The organism is Marinobacter sp. P4B1 (assembly GCF_001447135.1).
GTDB lineage: Bacteria > Pseudomonadota > Gammaproteobacteria > Pseudomonadales > Oleiphilaceae > Marinobacter > Marinobacter vinifirmus.
The window spans coordinates 125,977-139,474 of sequence record NZ_LLXM01000013.1; the positions used below are offsets into that span (position 1 = coordinate 125,977).

At 60.6% G+C, this 13,498-nt stretch carries 12 protein-coding genes; 3 read left to right on the top strand and 9 right to left on the bottom strand.

Annotated features, from left to right (window positions below):
• Window positions 1-2 precede the first annotated feature (2 nt).
• From hflK to AQ621_RS10090, 8 genes are all read right to left on the bottom strand, one after another.
• Complete coding sequence (gene hflK / locus AQ621_RS10055; RefSeq protein ID WP_058341341.1) at window positions 3-1,190, bottom strand: FtsH protease activity modulator HflK; 1,188 nt, start codon at window positions 1,188-1,190, stop codon at window positions 3-5.
• A gap of 78 nt (window positions 1,191-1,268) precedes the next feature.
• Window positions 1,269-2,570 carry a ribosome rescue GTPase HflX gene (hflX, locus tag AQ621_RS10060; protein ID WP_227498386.1) on the bottom strand — a complete coding sequence of 434 codons (1,302 nt, stop codon included), beginning with the start codon at window positions 2,568-2,570 and terminating at the stop codon, window positions 1,269-1,271.
• Between the two features lie 92 nt (window positions 2,571-2,662).
• Window positions 2,663-2,914, bottom strand: a complete 252-nt coding sequence (hfq, locus tag AQ621_RS10065) for an RNA chaperone Hfq (protein ID WP_058341342.1) — start codon at window positions 2,912-2,914, stop codon at window positions 2,663-2,665.
• A 34-nt stretch (window positions 2,915-2,948) separates the two neighbouring features.
• Window positions 2,949-3,995 (bottom strand): tRNA (adenosine(37)-N6)-dimethylallyltransferase MiaA, encoded by a 1,047-nt coding sequence (gene miaA / locus AQ621_RS10070; RefSeq protein ID WP_058341343.1) that lies wholly within the window; start codon window positions 3,993-3,995, stop codon window positions 2,949-2,951.
• Window positions 3,996-4,000: 5 nt separating this feature from the next.
• Window positions 4,001-5,890, bottom strand: a complete 1,890-nt coding sequence (mutL, locus tag AQ621_RS10075) for a DNA mismatch repair endonuclease MutL (protein ID WP_058341344.1) — start codon at window positions 5,888-5,890, stop codon at window positions 4,001-4,003.
• A gap of 20 nt (window positions 5,891-5,910) precedes the next feature.
• Window positions 5,911-7,212 carry an N-acetylmuramoyl-L-alanine amidase gene (locus tag AQ621_RS10080; RefSeq protein WP_413772293.1) on the bottom strand — a complete coding sequence of 434 codons (1,302 nt, stop codon included), beginning with the start codon at window positions 7,210-7,212 and terminating at the stop codon, window positions 5,911-5,913.
• A gap of 23 nt (window positions 7,213-7,235) precedes the next feature.
• Window positions 7,236-7,733, bottom strand: a complete 498-nt coding sequence (gene tsaE / locus AQ621_RS10085) for a tRNA (adenosine(37)-N6)-threonylcarbamoyltransferase complex ATPase subunit type 1 TsaE (protein ID WP_022990689.1) — start codon at window positions 7,731-7,733, stop codon at window positions 7,236-7,238.
• Window positions 7,730-9,286, bottom strand: coding sequence for an NAD(P)H-hydrate dehydratase (locus AQ621_RS10090; protein WP_082641026.1), 1,557 nt, complete (start codon window positions 9,284-9,286; stop codon window positions 7,730-7,732). The genes tsaE and AQ621_RS10090 overlap by 4 nt, the downstream gene beginning before the upstream one ends.
• A gap of 130 nt (window positions 9,287-9,416) precedes the next feature.
• Between AQ621_RS10090 and queG the strand changes: the two genes are divergently transcribed.
• Window positions 9,417-10,511 carry a tRNA epoxyqueuosine(34) reductase QueG gene (gene queG, locus AQ621_RS10095; RefSeq protein ID WP_058341346.1) on the top strand — a complete coding sequence of 365 codons (1,095 nt, stop codon included), beginning with the start codon at window positions 9,417-9,419 and terminating at the stop codon, window positions 10,509-10,511.
• Here queG and orn read toward each other — a convergent pair.
• Window positions 10,501-11,043, bottom strand: coding sequence for an oligoribonuclease (gene orn, locus AQ621_RS10100; RefSeq protein ID WP_058341444.1), 543 nt, complete (start codon window positions 11,041-11,043; stop codon window positions 10,501-10,503). The two genes, queG and orn, sit on opposite strands and share 11 nt — an antisense overlap.
• Before the next feature lie 426 nt (window positions 11,044-11,469).
• Between orn and rsgA the strand changes: the two genes are divergently transcribed.
• A complete protein-coding gene (gene rsgA / locus AQ621_RS10105; protein WP_058341347.1) occupies window positions 11,470-12,525 on the top strand; it encodes a small ribosomal subunit biogenesis GTPase RsgA in 1,056 nt (351 codons plus the stop codon).
• A 97-nt stretch (window positions 12,526-12,622) separates the two neighbouring features.
• Window positions 12,623-13,489, top strand: coding sequence for an archaetidylserine decarboxylase (gene asd / locus AQ621_RS10110; RefSeq protein ID WP_058341348.1), 867 nt, complete (start codon window positions 12,623-12,625; stop codon window positions 13,487-13,489).
• Window positions 13,490-13,498 lie beyond the last annotated feature (9 nt).

Here is a 13,498-nt window from a genome sequence, read left to right on the forward strand (position 1 = left end):
GCTTATCTGCTCCTCCGGATGTTGGTGTCCTGACGGGTACGCAGTTCCTGCAGTACCTGGTCGGTCAGTGTCTGGATATCAAGCTGCTGGTTACCGGAACCGGAATTACCGGAACTGTTCGCCGGCAGGCGACCCTGAGTCAGACGATCCAGGGGCAGGTACATCATGTTGCCGCTGCTTTCGGTGTCGACAAAGATCTTGCTGCTGTTACCCAGAACCTGTTCCAAGGCCTGGATGTACATACGCTCACGGGTAACCGCCGGGGCGTTTTCATACACGGCAAGCAACTGGTTGAAACGCGCGGTTTCACCACGGGCCCGCTCGATCACCTCTTCCTTGTAGGCGCTGGCTTCTTCAATCATGCGCTGGGCCTGGCCGCGGGCTTCCGGAACAATCTTGTTACGGTAGGTTTCCGCTTCTTCCTTCAGGCGCTGCTCGTCTTCACGGGCACGCTGAACTTCACGGAAGGCGTCCTGCACCGGTCCTGGCGGCTGGGTGCTTTCCACGTTGACACGAACGATCTCAAGACCCGCGCCATAGTCACGCAGGAAGCTCTGCAACCGCTGTTCAACCCGTACAGCCAGCTCGGCACGGCCTTCGGTCAGCACGTCATCCAGGGATGAACTACCCACTTCATGGCGCAGGGCACTGTCGGTGGCAAAGGCCAGGGCCTGGTTGGAATCCCGGATGTTCAGCACGTAGGCCTTGGCATCGCCAACCCGGTACTGGACCTGGAGATCCACGGTCACCAGGTTCTCGTCCTGGGTCAGCATCTGGCCGGAGGACTGGGCAGTACGTACGTTCGTTACCCGCACCTTGTACACGTTATCGATCAACGGCACCTTGAAGCGCAAGCCCGGGCTCTCGGTACGGCTGTATTCACCGAAACGCAGCACAACGGCGCGCTCCTGTTCGTCTACGGTGTAGAACGACTGGTACATCACGTAACCGACCACCAGGATCGCCGCGATCGCCAGGATGGCACCAAAGCCACCACTGCTACCGCCCGAGCTGCTGCCGTTGTTGCCGGAGCCAGAGCCGCCTTTGCCGCCCAGCATCCGGTTGAGTTTGTCGAGGCCCTTTTTCAGCGCTTCGTCGAGGTCTGGCGGACCCTGATCATTGCCGCGACGACCACCGGTCCCCCAGGGATCGTTGTCGTTGCGGTTTCCACCCGGTTCGTTCCAGGCCATAGTTCTCTCCGTTCGTGTTTTATCGAATGGCTGCAAATACTAGGGATTTATCCTGCCCCCGGCAATAGCCGGGTGGATTCAGGCGTTCCGCTGCTCAAGGCGTATGGCGTCTTCACGCACCCCTGCCCGGCTCAGCAGTTGCTGCCAGTCCCGGTTCTGCAACCTTACTTCTACTACCGATTCACCGGTGTCCCGATGCTCCTCACTCAGCACCGAGCCGGCTTCGTGCAGCAATGCCCGAAGCTTGCCATCGGCCGGCCCGAGCACAACAAAGTGATGCACGACGTCTTCTGCCAGCCGCTCGACAATGGCATCGAACAGCAAATCCAGGCCGGCGCCGGTGACCGCCGATACCCAGGCCCGCACCGGAATACCTTCTTCGTTACGGTCTACCCTGGGCTCGAAATCTTCCAGCAGGTCAATCTTGTTGAACACCTGCAATTGGGGAATTTCATCGGCGCCGATTTCTACCAGCACTTCTTCGACCTGCTCGATGTTTTCATCACGACGATCGTCATGACAATCGATCACATGCAGCAGGATCGTCGCCTGGATGGTTTCTTCCAGCGTCGCGCGGAAGGCTTCCACCAGTTTGTGAGGCAAGTGCCGGATGAAGCCCACCGTGTCCGCCACTACGACCGGCCCTATGTCCGGAAGTTCCAGCCGGCGCAGGGTTGGGTCCAGGGTTGCGAACAACTGGTCTGCAGCATATACGCTGGAAGTTGTAATCCGGTTGAACAGGGTGGATTTACCGGCATTGGTATAGCCCACCAGGGACAGGGTCGGGATATCTGCCCGCTTCCGGGCACGGCGGCCCTGGTCCCGCTGTTTACGCACCTTCTCCAGGCGCTTGTGAATGGATTTGATGCGTTCACGCAGCAGCCGGCGGTCGGTTTCGAGCTGGGTTTCACCCGGGCCGCGCAGGCCGATACCGCCCTTCTGGCGTTCCAGGTGGGTCCAGCCCCGTACCAGCCGGGTAGACATATGCTCTAGCTGAGCCAGTTCTACCTGCAGCTTGCCTTCGTGGGTGCGGGCGCGCTGGGCAAAGATATCCAGGATGACCCCGGTACGGTCCAGTACCCGGCACTGCAACTCCCGTTCGATGTTCCGCTCCTGGCTGGGGCTCAGGGCGTGGTTAAACAGCACCACGTCGGCCTCGCTGGCGGCAACCGCATCACGGATCTCCTCCAGCTTGCCCTCCCCTACGAACAGCCGGGGGCTGGGCTGCTTTCGCGTTCCGGTTACGCTGGCAACCGGCTCAACGCCGGCCGAGGTAACCAGTTCCCGGAACTCGCCCGGGTCTTCAGTGTCTTCGTGGGCGGTAAAATCGATGTGGACGAGAACCGCCCGTTCTCCGACGTCAGGACGTTCAAACAAGATTCGGTCTACTCCATAAAAACAAACACCCGCGGCCACTCCAGCTCAAGGGCTGTCCTGGAACGCGGGTGTTAAAACCGGAAACTCCGGAGGTATCAGTCTTCAGATTCTTCCTCTCCTGCCGCGGTCGCTTGCGGCAAACGCACATTGCGGGCCGGCACCACGGTAGAAATAGCGTGCTTGTAAACCATCTGGCTGACAGTGTTCTTCAGCAGGATTACGAACTGGTCAAAGGATTCGATCTGGCCCTGCAGCTTGATGCCGTTTACCAGAAAGATAGAAACCGGAATGCGTTCCTTGCGCAGAGCGTTGAGGTAAGGGTCTTGTAAGGAATGCCCTTTTGACATGTTTATTCTCCTGTTTATAGGTAAGTGCAGATCGTCATTTTTCAGAATTAAATGTGGTGGGTAGTCCGGACTTTTTCAAGGTTTCCAGCACCACTTGCGGATCACCGCTGTTCAGCCAGTGCAAATCCGGCCATTTTCGCAACCAGGTAAGTTGGCGCTTTGCCAGCTGGCGGGTAGCCGCCACGCCCCGGTTTACAAAGGTTTCGTAGTCACAATCGCCAGCCAGGTATTCCCATGCCTGTCGATAGCCCACGCAACGCATGGACGGCAGCTCCGGGTTCAGGTCTCCCCGGGCCATCAGGCTCCTGACTTCTTCCAGAAAACCGGACTCCAGCATCAGCAGGAAGCGTTTTTCGATTCTCTCGTGAAGAACCTTGCGCTCCTCGGGGGCCAGAGCAAACTGGAAAACAGTATACGGCAGGTCTCCGGTTTCGTCTGCCTGCCACCTGGTGAAATACGTGTAATCCTCAATACCGGACCGATGTTGCTGTGCAGAAGTTCCCGACTCTGCCTGCCAGAGTTCAGAAATCGGCCGGCCGGTCAGGCGAATCACCTCGATGGCACGCATCAGGCGCTGGCGATTATTGGGGTGAATCAGCTCAGCCGCCACCGGGTCCTTAGCCGAAAGCTCATCATGCAGGTGCTGCCAGCCAAGGGATTCGGCTTCCTGCTCGATTTGCCGGCGCAACTCCGGGCTGGCAGAGGGTAAGCCTGACATGCCGTGCAGCAAGGCCTTGAAGTACATCATGGTGCCGCCCACCAGCAGCGGTATTCGCCCGCGGCGGGTTATATCGGCCATTTCTGCCAGTGCATCCCGGCGAAAGTCGGCCGCCGAGTAGGTATCGGCCGGGTCGCAAATATCAATCAGGCGGTGTGGTGCCCGGGCCAGCTCTTCAGCGCTCGGCTTGGCGGTGCCGATATCCATGCCACGGTAGATCATGGCGGAATCAACACTGATGATCTCGCAGGGCAACCGGTCACACAGGGCCATGGCCAGGTCGGTTTTACCAGAGGCGGTGGGCCCCATCAGAAAAATGGCCGGAGGCAATGGCTGTCCGGCACCGGCAGAAGGCTGCGTCATGGCGATCAGCGCCCCCTGAGGAACAGCTTGTCCAGCTCGGACAGGGTCACCAGGGTCCAGGTAGGCCGTCCGTGGTTACACTGGCCGCTGCGTTCGGTGGCTTCCATATCCCGCAGCAGGGAATTCATTTCAGGGATGGTCAACTGCCGGTTGGCCCGCACCGACCCATGGCAGGCCATGGTGCCCAACAATTCGTGGGTGACGGCTTCTACCCGGTCACTCTGGCCATGCTCGATCAGGTCAGCCAGCACATCCCGCACCAGCTGTTCAGTATCGGCACCCCGCAGCAGCGCGGGAATCTGCCGAACCGCCAGGGTTTCCGGCCCGATGCGTTCAATCTGCAGGCCCAGGTGCTGCAATTCTTCCCCATGGGTTTCCGCCAGCGCCGCTTCCTTCTGGCTGACGGCAAGGGACAGGGGCACCAGCAACGGCTGGCTTTTCAGGTCCTGCTCCACCAGCGCACGCTTCATACGCTCGTAGGTAATGCGTTCATGGGCGGCGTGCATATCCACCACGATCATCCCTGCCCGGCTCTGGGCGAGGATATAGATACCATGCAGCTGGGCAATGGCATAACCCAGCGGCGGTTCTTCCTCGCCATCCTGTGGCGGCGTTGGCATGGGCTGCGGTGTAAAGCCTTCAGACCGGGATGCGGTGGCCACACCACCGCCTTCGTTCAGGGAATTATAGAAAGCCATCTGGTCGCTGGCTTTCCATTCCTGCTGTGGCTGCGGGCCTCCGGCCTGTCCGAAATGTCCGTTAAAAGCAGAGGGCTGCCCGGATATCTGGTGCGACTGCGGCTGGAATGCCGGAGCGTCGGTACCCGCGCCAGCAGCAGGCTCCGGCTCACGCCCGAATGATTGCGCCACGGCGCCCCGCAGGTGATCATCCGGGCGTACATCGGCCAGTGCCCGGTGCAGGGTACGGAAAATAAAATCGTGCACCAGCCGGCCATCCCGGAAGCGCACTTCATGCTTGGTGGGGTGCACATTCACATCCACCGTGGCCGGGTCCACTTCCAGGTACAGCACGAAGGCCGGGTGACGGTTGTTGTAGAGTACATCCCGGTAGGCCTGGCGCACGGCGTGGGCCACCAGCTTGTCGCGAATAACCCGGCCGTTGACGAAGAAATACTGAAGATCCGCCTGGGAGCGGGAGAACGTTGGCAGCGCCACCCAGCCCCACAACCGCAGGCCACTGGCCTCGGCATCGATCACCACGGCGTTGTCGATAAACTGCTGGCCGCACAGGGAACTGATGCGCCGTTCTTTATCCAGCGGCGATTCCGCCGGTCTCAGGCTCTGCACTACCCGCTGGTTGTGGCGCAGGGTAAAGCCGGCATCAAAACGGCTCAGCGCCTGCCGGCGAATGCATTCTTCCACGTGGTTGAATTCAGTTTTTTCCGTGCGCAGGAATTTGCGCCGGGCCGGGGTATTGAAGAACAGGTCCCGCACTTCCACCGTGGTGCCCACCGGATGGGCGGCCGGCGAGATTTTCGCGTCCATGTCCCGGCCTTCCACTTCCACCCGGGAAGCGGCTTCCTGCGCCTCGGTTCGGGACGTCAGGGACAGGCGGGATACCGAGCTGATACTGGCCAGGGCTTCACCCCGAAAGCCGAGGGTGCCCACCGCTTCGAGGTCGTCCAGGGTCAGGATCTTGCTGGTGGCGTGGCGGCTCAGGGCCAGGGGCAGGTCCGCTTCGTCGATACCGGAACCGTCATCACGAACCCGGATCAGCTTGACCCCGCCCTGCTCGATCTCGATATCTACCCGGCCGGCCCCTGCATCCAGGGCATTCTCTACCAGCTCTTTAACTACGGATGCAGGGCGCTCCACCACCTCGCCGGCGGCTATCTGGTTGGCAAGCCGGGGCGAGAGCAATTGGATGTGGGGCATAACCGGGAACTACCTCTTGATCAGGATGAGGGAATACGAATGGTTTGCCCTACCATAACACGATCATCGCTCATGCCGTTAAAGCGCATGAGCTCACTGACGGTGGTCTGATTCTGCCGGGCCACGCCCGACAGGGTATCGCCACGGCGAATCCGGTACTGGCTCACTTCCGGGCTACCCTTGTTCTGTTTTTGCCAGGCCAACAGGGTGCCTGGCGGCGGCGTGCGCCGGAAGTATTCATGAATACCATCCATGATCGCGCTCGCCAGCTTGTCGCGGTACCACTGGCTGGCCAGGTTCTTTTCTTCCTTGGGGTTGGAAATAAAGCCGGCCTCAACCAGGATAGAGGGAATATCCGGGGATTTCAGCACCACAAAGGCCGCCTGCTCCACCCCGGGCTTGTGCAGCTTGGCCACGTTGCCCAGCCGGCCCAGAACCGAACTACCGACACCGAGGCTGGCATTGATGCTGGCTGTCATGGACAGATCCAGCAGTACACCGGCCAGCATTTCGTCCCGACCTTCCAGCGAAAGGCCTCCGGCACCGCCGATCAGGTCCGAACTGTTTTCACTCTGGGCCAGCCACCGCGCCGTCTCACTGGTCGCGCCGCGCTGGGACAACGCAAACACCGAGGCTCCACTGGGTTGCGGTGTGCGGAAGGCATCCGCATGCACCGACACAAACAGGTCGGCGTTGTATTTGCGGGCCAGGATGGTGCGGTTGCGCAGGCCGATGTAGTAATCCCCGGTACGGGTCAGCTTGGCGGTAAAGCCCGGCTGTTTGTTAACCAGGTCTGCCAGGGTTTTCGCCATCCTCAGAACGACGTCTTTCTCGCGGGTGCCCCGGGGGCCGATGGCGCCGGGGTCTTCGCCACCGTGGCCGGCATCAATCACCACAATGATATCCCGCTTGCCTGCGGAGTCCTGGGTGACGGTGGGACTGGTAGCCCGCTCTATGCGGCTGCCTTTCTCGTCGATCAGGTCAACCACCAGCCGGTGTCCGTATTGCTGGTTGGGCTCCAGGGCAAAGCTTCGGGGCTTGATATCACTGGCAAGATCCAGCACTACGCGCAGGTCGCTGCCATTTCGCCGCGCGCTGCGGATGCGGCGAATCGGGCTGCCTTCCAGGTCCACCTTGCTGAAGTCGGTTTTCAGGGAAACGTTTTTCAGGTCGATGACCAGCCGGGATGGATCAGACAACGAAAACACGTTGTGCTCCACTGCACCGGCGGTGTCCAGCACCAGGCGGGTGTGATCCGGTGCCGGCCAGATACGCACACCTTCCACCTGAGCAGCGGCGCTGGCCAGGCTTGCAGTCATCATCAACAAGAACCCCAGTACAACTCTCATGATTCCGGCCCAATTAACTCAATTTCGTTCAGCAGTCTGGCGCCCAGTTCCGAACGTGCCCTGAGCACGACCGAACGCCCCTCGCCTTCCCGTTCCAGGTGAATCTCGATATCCGGGTCCGGCAATATGCCTTCGCCGCGCTCCGGCCATTCGATCAGGCGGAAACTGCGACTGGCGAAATAGTCACGGATACCCATGTATTCCAGTTCTTCAGGATCGCCCAGCCGGTACAGGTCGAAGTGGTAAACCGGCGGTTCCAGGTCTTCATAGGGCTCCACCAGCGTATAGGTGGGGCTTTTAACCGCGCCTTCATGGCCCAGGGCACGAATCACACCGCGGCTCAGGGTGGTTTTGCCCATACCCAGGTCGCCATCCAGAAACACCGTCAGCCCCTGCTCCGAGGCCTGGGCCAGCCGGGCCAGCTCGGAGCCCAGCTTCACGGTTTCGGCCTCGCCTTCGAGAAACAACCGGCGTTCGTTGCCAAAAATACTCATCGCGCCTCCCGGTCGTCATGGAATGACATGGTTTCAGTTTGCTTCAATACCGGCGGCAAAGCATCCAGGACATCGGCCGGCACCAGGGACTTGTAGCCAACCCGTTCCGATGCCAGGTCTGCCGCTGCTAGGTGGGCAGAGGCCGCCGCAACCGTGGCCCGGGTAAAATCCTCCAGCTGGCCAAGAAACGCTCCGATCATGCCGGACAACACATCCCCCATGCCTCCGGTCGCCATACCGGGATTGCCCCCGGCCACCACAAACGGCGTGTTGGTCCCGCCAGTAATCACGGTTCCTGCGCCTTTGAGCAGAACGATACCACCCCAAAGCTGCTGAATCCGTGTGGCCGCTCTCAGACGGTCTGCTTCAATCTCGGCCACGCTGCATTCCAGCAGCCGTGCCGCTTCGCCCGGATGCGGGGTCAGTACACGGTTGTCGGCCGTTGCCACCGCACGGGCAGCCATCAGGTTCAGGGCGTCGGCATCCAGCACCTGCGGTTTCCCGCTGTCGAGAACCTGCTGCAACATCTGCTGGCCCCAGGCCGAGCGGCCAATGCCCGGGCCACACACTATAACGTCTGCCTGTTGCAACAGCGGTGCCAGTTCCGACCCATGAATCAGGCCATGGCACATGATATTCGGACACCGGGCCAGGGCTGCGGTTACATGCTCAGGCCGGGTAGCCAGGCTGACCAGCCCCGCGCCGGAACGGGCCGCCGCCTCTGCCGCCATGATGCCGGCGCCACCAAAGCCACGATCACCGGCCACCACCAATACATGGCCAAACTGCCCTTTGTGGGCGTTCAGGGGCCGCTCAGGAAACCAATCCCGGCACCGGGCCCAGGACTGCAAACTTGCCAGCGGCTGTCCGGCATAGCCTTGCAACTGCTCCTGCATACCCAGGGATTCAAAAACCACCCGCCCGCAAACACCGGCACCTGCACCGGTAAACAGCCCGGCCTTGGCGCCGATAAACGTGACCGTAACCGTGGCACGAACCACCTCGCCTTCAGCCGCACCCGTCGTAGCATTCAGGCCCGAAGGCAAATCCACTGCCAGCACCGGCACCCGGGCCTGGTTTAATGCCTGGATAATGCCGGCAAACGGTTCCCGGGGAGCACCCGCCGCACCGGTACCCAACATGGCATCCACCACCACGCCGGCAACGGCAAGCCGTCGGGCCAGGTCACCTTCCGGCAACCCGGCGAAATCGGCCACGGTAACACCGGCCTGTTCGGCAGCCTTGAAGGCCTTGAGTGCATCCCCCGACAGCTTGCCGGCCGGGCTGACCGCCACACACTGCACCGGAATCCCCTGCTTATGGGCATTCAGGGCGATCAGGTAACCATCGCCGCCATTATTGCCAGCCCCGCACAGCACCAGAATCGAAGCGGGAGACGGCCAGTGCCGAAGCAGTTGGCGAAACGCTCCCCTGGCCGCGGACTGCATCAACTCAAAGCCATCAACACCCTGCTGATCAATAAGATACCGATCCATCGCTCGAACCGAGTCGGCGGAGTACAGGGCTTCTGGTAGACTGTCCGCATAGCGCATGGGGTATCCCGTTAAAGAAACCGGTTTAAGAAAATTGGCCAGATACCTGTTAAGCATAGCAAAACAGGAAAAAAGGTCATAACTTAATCAAATTAAATCTCTGCAGGCTTGAAAGGCCGAAGTTACGATCATGACCAGCCCGCCCGAGACCACAGAAAACCAACCGCCCGGCACCGAACTGACCGCCCTGCCGGAGCAAATCCGGCAGTGGGCAAGGGATCTCGGCTTTGCCGATGCTGGCATTACCCTGGCCGACACCGGCCCCCATGCCGAACGCCTGCAACGCTGGCTGGCCGCGGGTTACCACGGCGACATGGCCTACATGGCCGATCACGGCGACAAACGTTACACCCCGAACTCCCTGGTACCCGGCACCCTGCGGGTCATCTCCGTGCGCATGGATTACCTGCCTTCGCCCGACAACCCGAAACAAGCGCTTACTAACCGGGAAACCGCCTACATCACCCGCTACGCCCTGGGGCGGGACTACCACAAGCTGATGCGCAAACGCCTGGCAACCCTGGCCAAACAGATCGATGAAGCCGTCAGTGGCTACGACTACCGGGCCTTTGTGGACAGCGCCCCGGTCCTTGAGCGGGGGCTGGCGCAACGGGCCGGGTTGGGCTGGATCGGCAAGAACAACATGCTGATTCACCCGAAAGCCGGCTCTTACTTTTTCCTCGGTGAAATCTTCACCAGCGCACCGCTGCCGGTGGATGAGCCCTTCGACAAACAGCACTGCGGCTCCTGCTCCGCCTGCCTGGAAGTGTGCCCGACCGATGCCTTTGTTGGCGCTCACTTACTGGATGCCCGCCGCTGCATCAGCTACCTGACCATTGAACTGAAAGGCCCGATTCCGGAAGAGCTGCGCCCGAAAATGGGCAACCGGGTATTCGGTTGCGACGATTGCCAGCTGGTCTGCCCCTGGAACAAATTCAGCAAGCCCACCCGGGAAGACGACTTCCAGCCCAGACACGGCCTGGACAACACCAACCTGGCCGAGTTGTTCCTGTGGACGGAAGAGCAGTTTCTGAAAAACACCGAAGGCTCTGCTATACGCAGAACCGGCTACGAGAACTGGCTGCGCAACCTGGCGGTAGGACTGGGCAATGCCCCGAGCACCATTCCGGTGATCGAGGCACTGAAGCAACGGGCGGACCACCCGTCAGAACTGGTGCGGGAGCACGTTACCTGGGCGTTGCGCCGGCACGGCCTTACAGCTTGAAGAAGTGCTCGCGGTAGTGGCGCAGTTCCTCGATGGAATCGCGGATATCGTCCAGCGCCAGGTGGCTGCCTTTCTTCTTCACGCTATCCAGCACGTCCGGCCGCCAGCGGCGGGCCAGTTCCTTGATGGTCGAGACGTCCAGGTTCCGGTAGTGGAAGAAGGCTTCCAGCTCCGGCATGTACTTCACCAGGAACCGGCGATCCTGGCCGATGCTGTTGCCACACAGGGGCGATTCGCCGGCGGACAGGTACTGCTTCAGGAACGCTAGCGTTTCCTGCTCGGCTTCTGCTTCACTGGTTTTGCTGTCCTTCACCCGCTGGGTCAGGCCGCTGGCGCCATGGGTGTTGGTGCACCATTCATCCATAGCCTCCAGCAGGCTGTCAGGCTGGTGAATGGCAATCACCGGGCCTTCGGCCACCAGGTTCAGTTCCGAATCGGTAATAATCGTGGCCATCTCGATGATCCGCTCTTTCTCCGGATCCAGGCCGGTCATTTCCAGGTCTATCCACACTAAACGGTTGTGGTCGGGCATTCTTTTTTTCCTATGCGGTTTAGTTTGGGAGCTGGTGCAGGTGTGGTTGTGCTTTCCGGAAACCGCTCCTTGCGGCACATCCATGTGGCGCTTCTGCTCCGCCATCCATGGCTCCGCACATTTCCGGAAAGCACAACCACACCTGCACTTCGGGCTACATTGCTGGCCGCGTGTTGAGCTGAAACCCACGCCGTGGTTAGTGGTGCTGGCCGGGGACACCTTTCCGGGAGTGTCTGAAGCCAAGGATGGCTTCAGTCAAGCGCACAGGGACGTGCTCGTAGCGTCTCCCGGAAAGGTGTCCCCGGCCAGCACCTGCACCTAAGTCAGAGTCCAGACAGACATGCGCCAAACATCAGAAACTCTGCCTATTGTCCATGATTCACGTATCATGTGTCACACCACTTCCCCCGGAACATTTGAGAGCCGATGGCCAAGAGAAAACTGAATAAACGCCAGCAGTGGCGCATCGAGAAAATCCAGAAAGAACGCACCGAGCGCATGGCCCGCAAGGAAAAAGCCGTGGAGGCTCAGGCCGAGGCCGGGGAATTGGGGCCGGAGCAGGAAGGGTTGGTGATTGCCCACTACGGGCAGCAACTGGATATCGAGGCGCTGGAAGGCGAAGACACCGGGCAGGTGTTCCGGTGTTTTGTCCGGGCCAATATCGACAGCCTGGTAACCGGCGACCGGGTGGTCTGGCGGCCCGGCAAGAGTGAAACTGGGGTGATTGTGGCCCGGTGTGAGCGGGATAACCTGCTGCAGCGGCCGGATAATTTCGGGGCCCTGAAGCCGGTGGCGGCGAATATTGACCACATTATCCTGGTGATCGCCCCCGAGCCCGAGCCCCATGACAACCTGATTGACCGCTACCTGGTGGCTTCGGAAAGCACCGATATTCCGGCGGTGATTCTGCTGAACAAGACCGACCTGGTTAATGATCGTAACCGGGAGCAGATCGAAACCCTGCTGGCCCGCTATGAAGCCCTGGGTTACCAGGTTGAACGCACGTCGGCTGCGGCCTGCGAGGGCGAAGCGGCGCCGGAGGTCGAGACGCTGGTGCGGGGCAAGACCAGTGTGTTTGTGGGGCAGTCCGGTGTGGGCAAGTCGTCGATCATCCAGACCCTGCTGCCGGATGAACTTTTGCGGGTGGGCGCGGTCTCAGAGAGCACCGGTAAAGGTGTGCACACCACCACGACCGCCAAGCTGTTTCACCTGCCCGGCGGCGGTGACCTGATTGATTCTCCGGGTATCCGGGAGTTTGGCCTGTGGCATATGACACCTCAGGAGCTGGAGTACGGGTTCCGGGAGATCCGGCCGCTGATTGGCCTGTGCAAGTTCCGTAACTGCCGGCACATGGGCGATCCGGGCTGCGCCCTTGAAAGGGCGGCTGCGGAGGGGGAGATTTCCACCGAGCGTCTGAAGAGTTTCCACCGGATTCTGCAAGACATGGCCGAACAACAGGCCCGCGGCCTGAAGCTGCCCTGACCGTGACCTCAACAACCCTTATGGCACGAATTCATTTCTATTCGGCGGCTGCGTTTTGCTAAACTTCGCCGCTTTCCCGAGGTAAGAGACTTTCCGGATGCTTGATAAACTGTTTGTCCTGAGCCAGTACGTAACGCCGCAACTGGCAGTTTCCCGCCTGGCTGGCCGTTTTGCCGACAGCGACAAATCACCCGCACTTAAAAACCGCTTCACCCGCTGGTTTATCAATCGCTATGGCGTGGATATGAGCGAGGCGGCCGAGTCCAACCCCGAGGCCTACGCCACCTTCAACGAGTTTTTTACCCGGGCCCTGAAGCCCGGCATCCGGCCGGTCGCAGACGCTGCCGATACCTTTATCAGCCCGGTAGACGGCGCCATCAGCCAGATCGGCCAGGTCGGCGACGACCGGGTGTTCCAGGCCAAGGGCCAGTCTTTCAGCCTGACCGAACTGCTCGGTGGTAACGAGGAACGGGCAAAGCCGTTTGCCGAAGGCGAGTTCTCCACTATTTACCTGTCACCGAAAGACTACCACCGGGTGCACATGCCGCTGGCCGGCACCCTTCGGGAAATGGTCTACGTGCCGGGCAAGCTGTTCTCCGTTAACCCGGTAACCGCGGAAAACGTACCCAACCTGTTCGCCCGCAACGAGCGGGTGGCCTGTATCTTTGATACCGAAGCCGGCCCCATGGCACTGGTTCTGGTCGGCGCCATGATTGTCGGCAGTGTAGAAACCACCTGGGGCGGTGTGATTGCACCCAACCCCCATAAGGTATCCCACTGGCAGTATCAGGGCGACGAGGCCGTCAGCTTCGAGAAAGGCGAGGAAATGGGTCGGTTCCGGCTGGGCTCTACCGTGGTGCTGGTGATGCCCAGGGGCTCCATGAAATGGAAGCCGAACCAGGTGCCCGGTAAAACCGTACGCATGGGCGAAGCCTTCGGCACCTTGCGCGCCTCAAAGGCCTGACCAGGGCGG

What these genes read in the sequence shown, in the direction of transcription:
- hflK (WP_058341341.1), bottom strand. Translation starts at nt 1,190, where the DNA reads ATGGCCTGGAACGAACCGGGTGGAAACCGCAACGACAACGATCCCTGG.
- hfq (WP_058341342.1), bottom strand. Translation starts at nt 2,914, where the DNA reads ATGTCAAAAGGGCATTCCTTACAAGACCCTTACCTCAACGCTCTGCGC.
- miaA (WP_058341343.1), bottom strand. Translation starts at nt 3,995, where the DNA reads ATGACGCAGCCTTCTGCCGGTGCCGGACAGCCATTGCCTCCGGCCATT.
- mutL (WP_058341344.1), bottom strand. Translation starts at nt 5,890, where the DNA reads ATGCCCCACATCCAATTGCTCTCGCCCCGGCTTGCCAACCAGATAGCC.
- AQ621_RS10080 (WP_413772293.1), bottom strand. Translation starts at nt 7,212, where the DNA reads ATGATGACTGCAAGCCTGGCCAGCGCCGCTGCTCAGGTGGAAGGTGTG.
- tsaE (WP_022990689.1), bottom strand. Translation starts at nt 7,733, where the DNA reads ATGAGTATTTTTGGCAACGAACGCCGGTTGTTTCTCGAAGGCGAGGCC.
- AQ621_RS10090 (WP_082641026.1), bottom strand. Translation starts at nt 9,286, where the DNA reads ATGCGCTATGCGGACAGTCTACCAGAAGCCCTGTACTCCGCCGACTCG.
- queG (WP_058341346.1), top strand. Translation starts at nt 9,417, where the DNA reads ATGACCAGCCCGCCCGAGACCACAGAAAACCAACCGCCCGGCACCGAA.
- orn (WP_058341444.1), bottom strand. Translation starts at nt 11,043, where the DNA reads ATGCCCGACCACAACCGTTTAGTGTGGATAGACCTGGAAATGACCGGC.
- rsgA (WP_058341347.1), top strand. Translation starts at nt 11,470, where the DNA reads ATGGCCAAGAGAAAACTGAATAAACGCCAGCAGTGGCGCATCGAGAAA.
- asd (WP_058341348.1), top strand. Translation starts at nt 12,623, where the DNA reads ATGCTTGATAAACTGTTTGTCCTGAGCCAGTACGTAACGCCGCAACTG.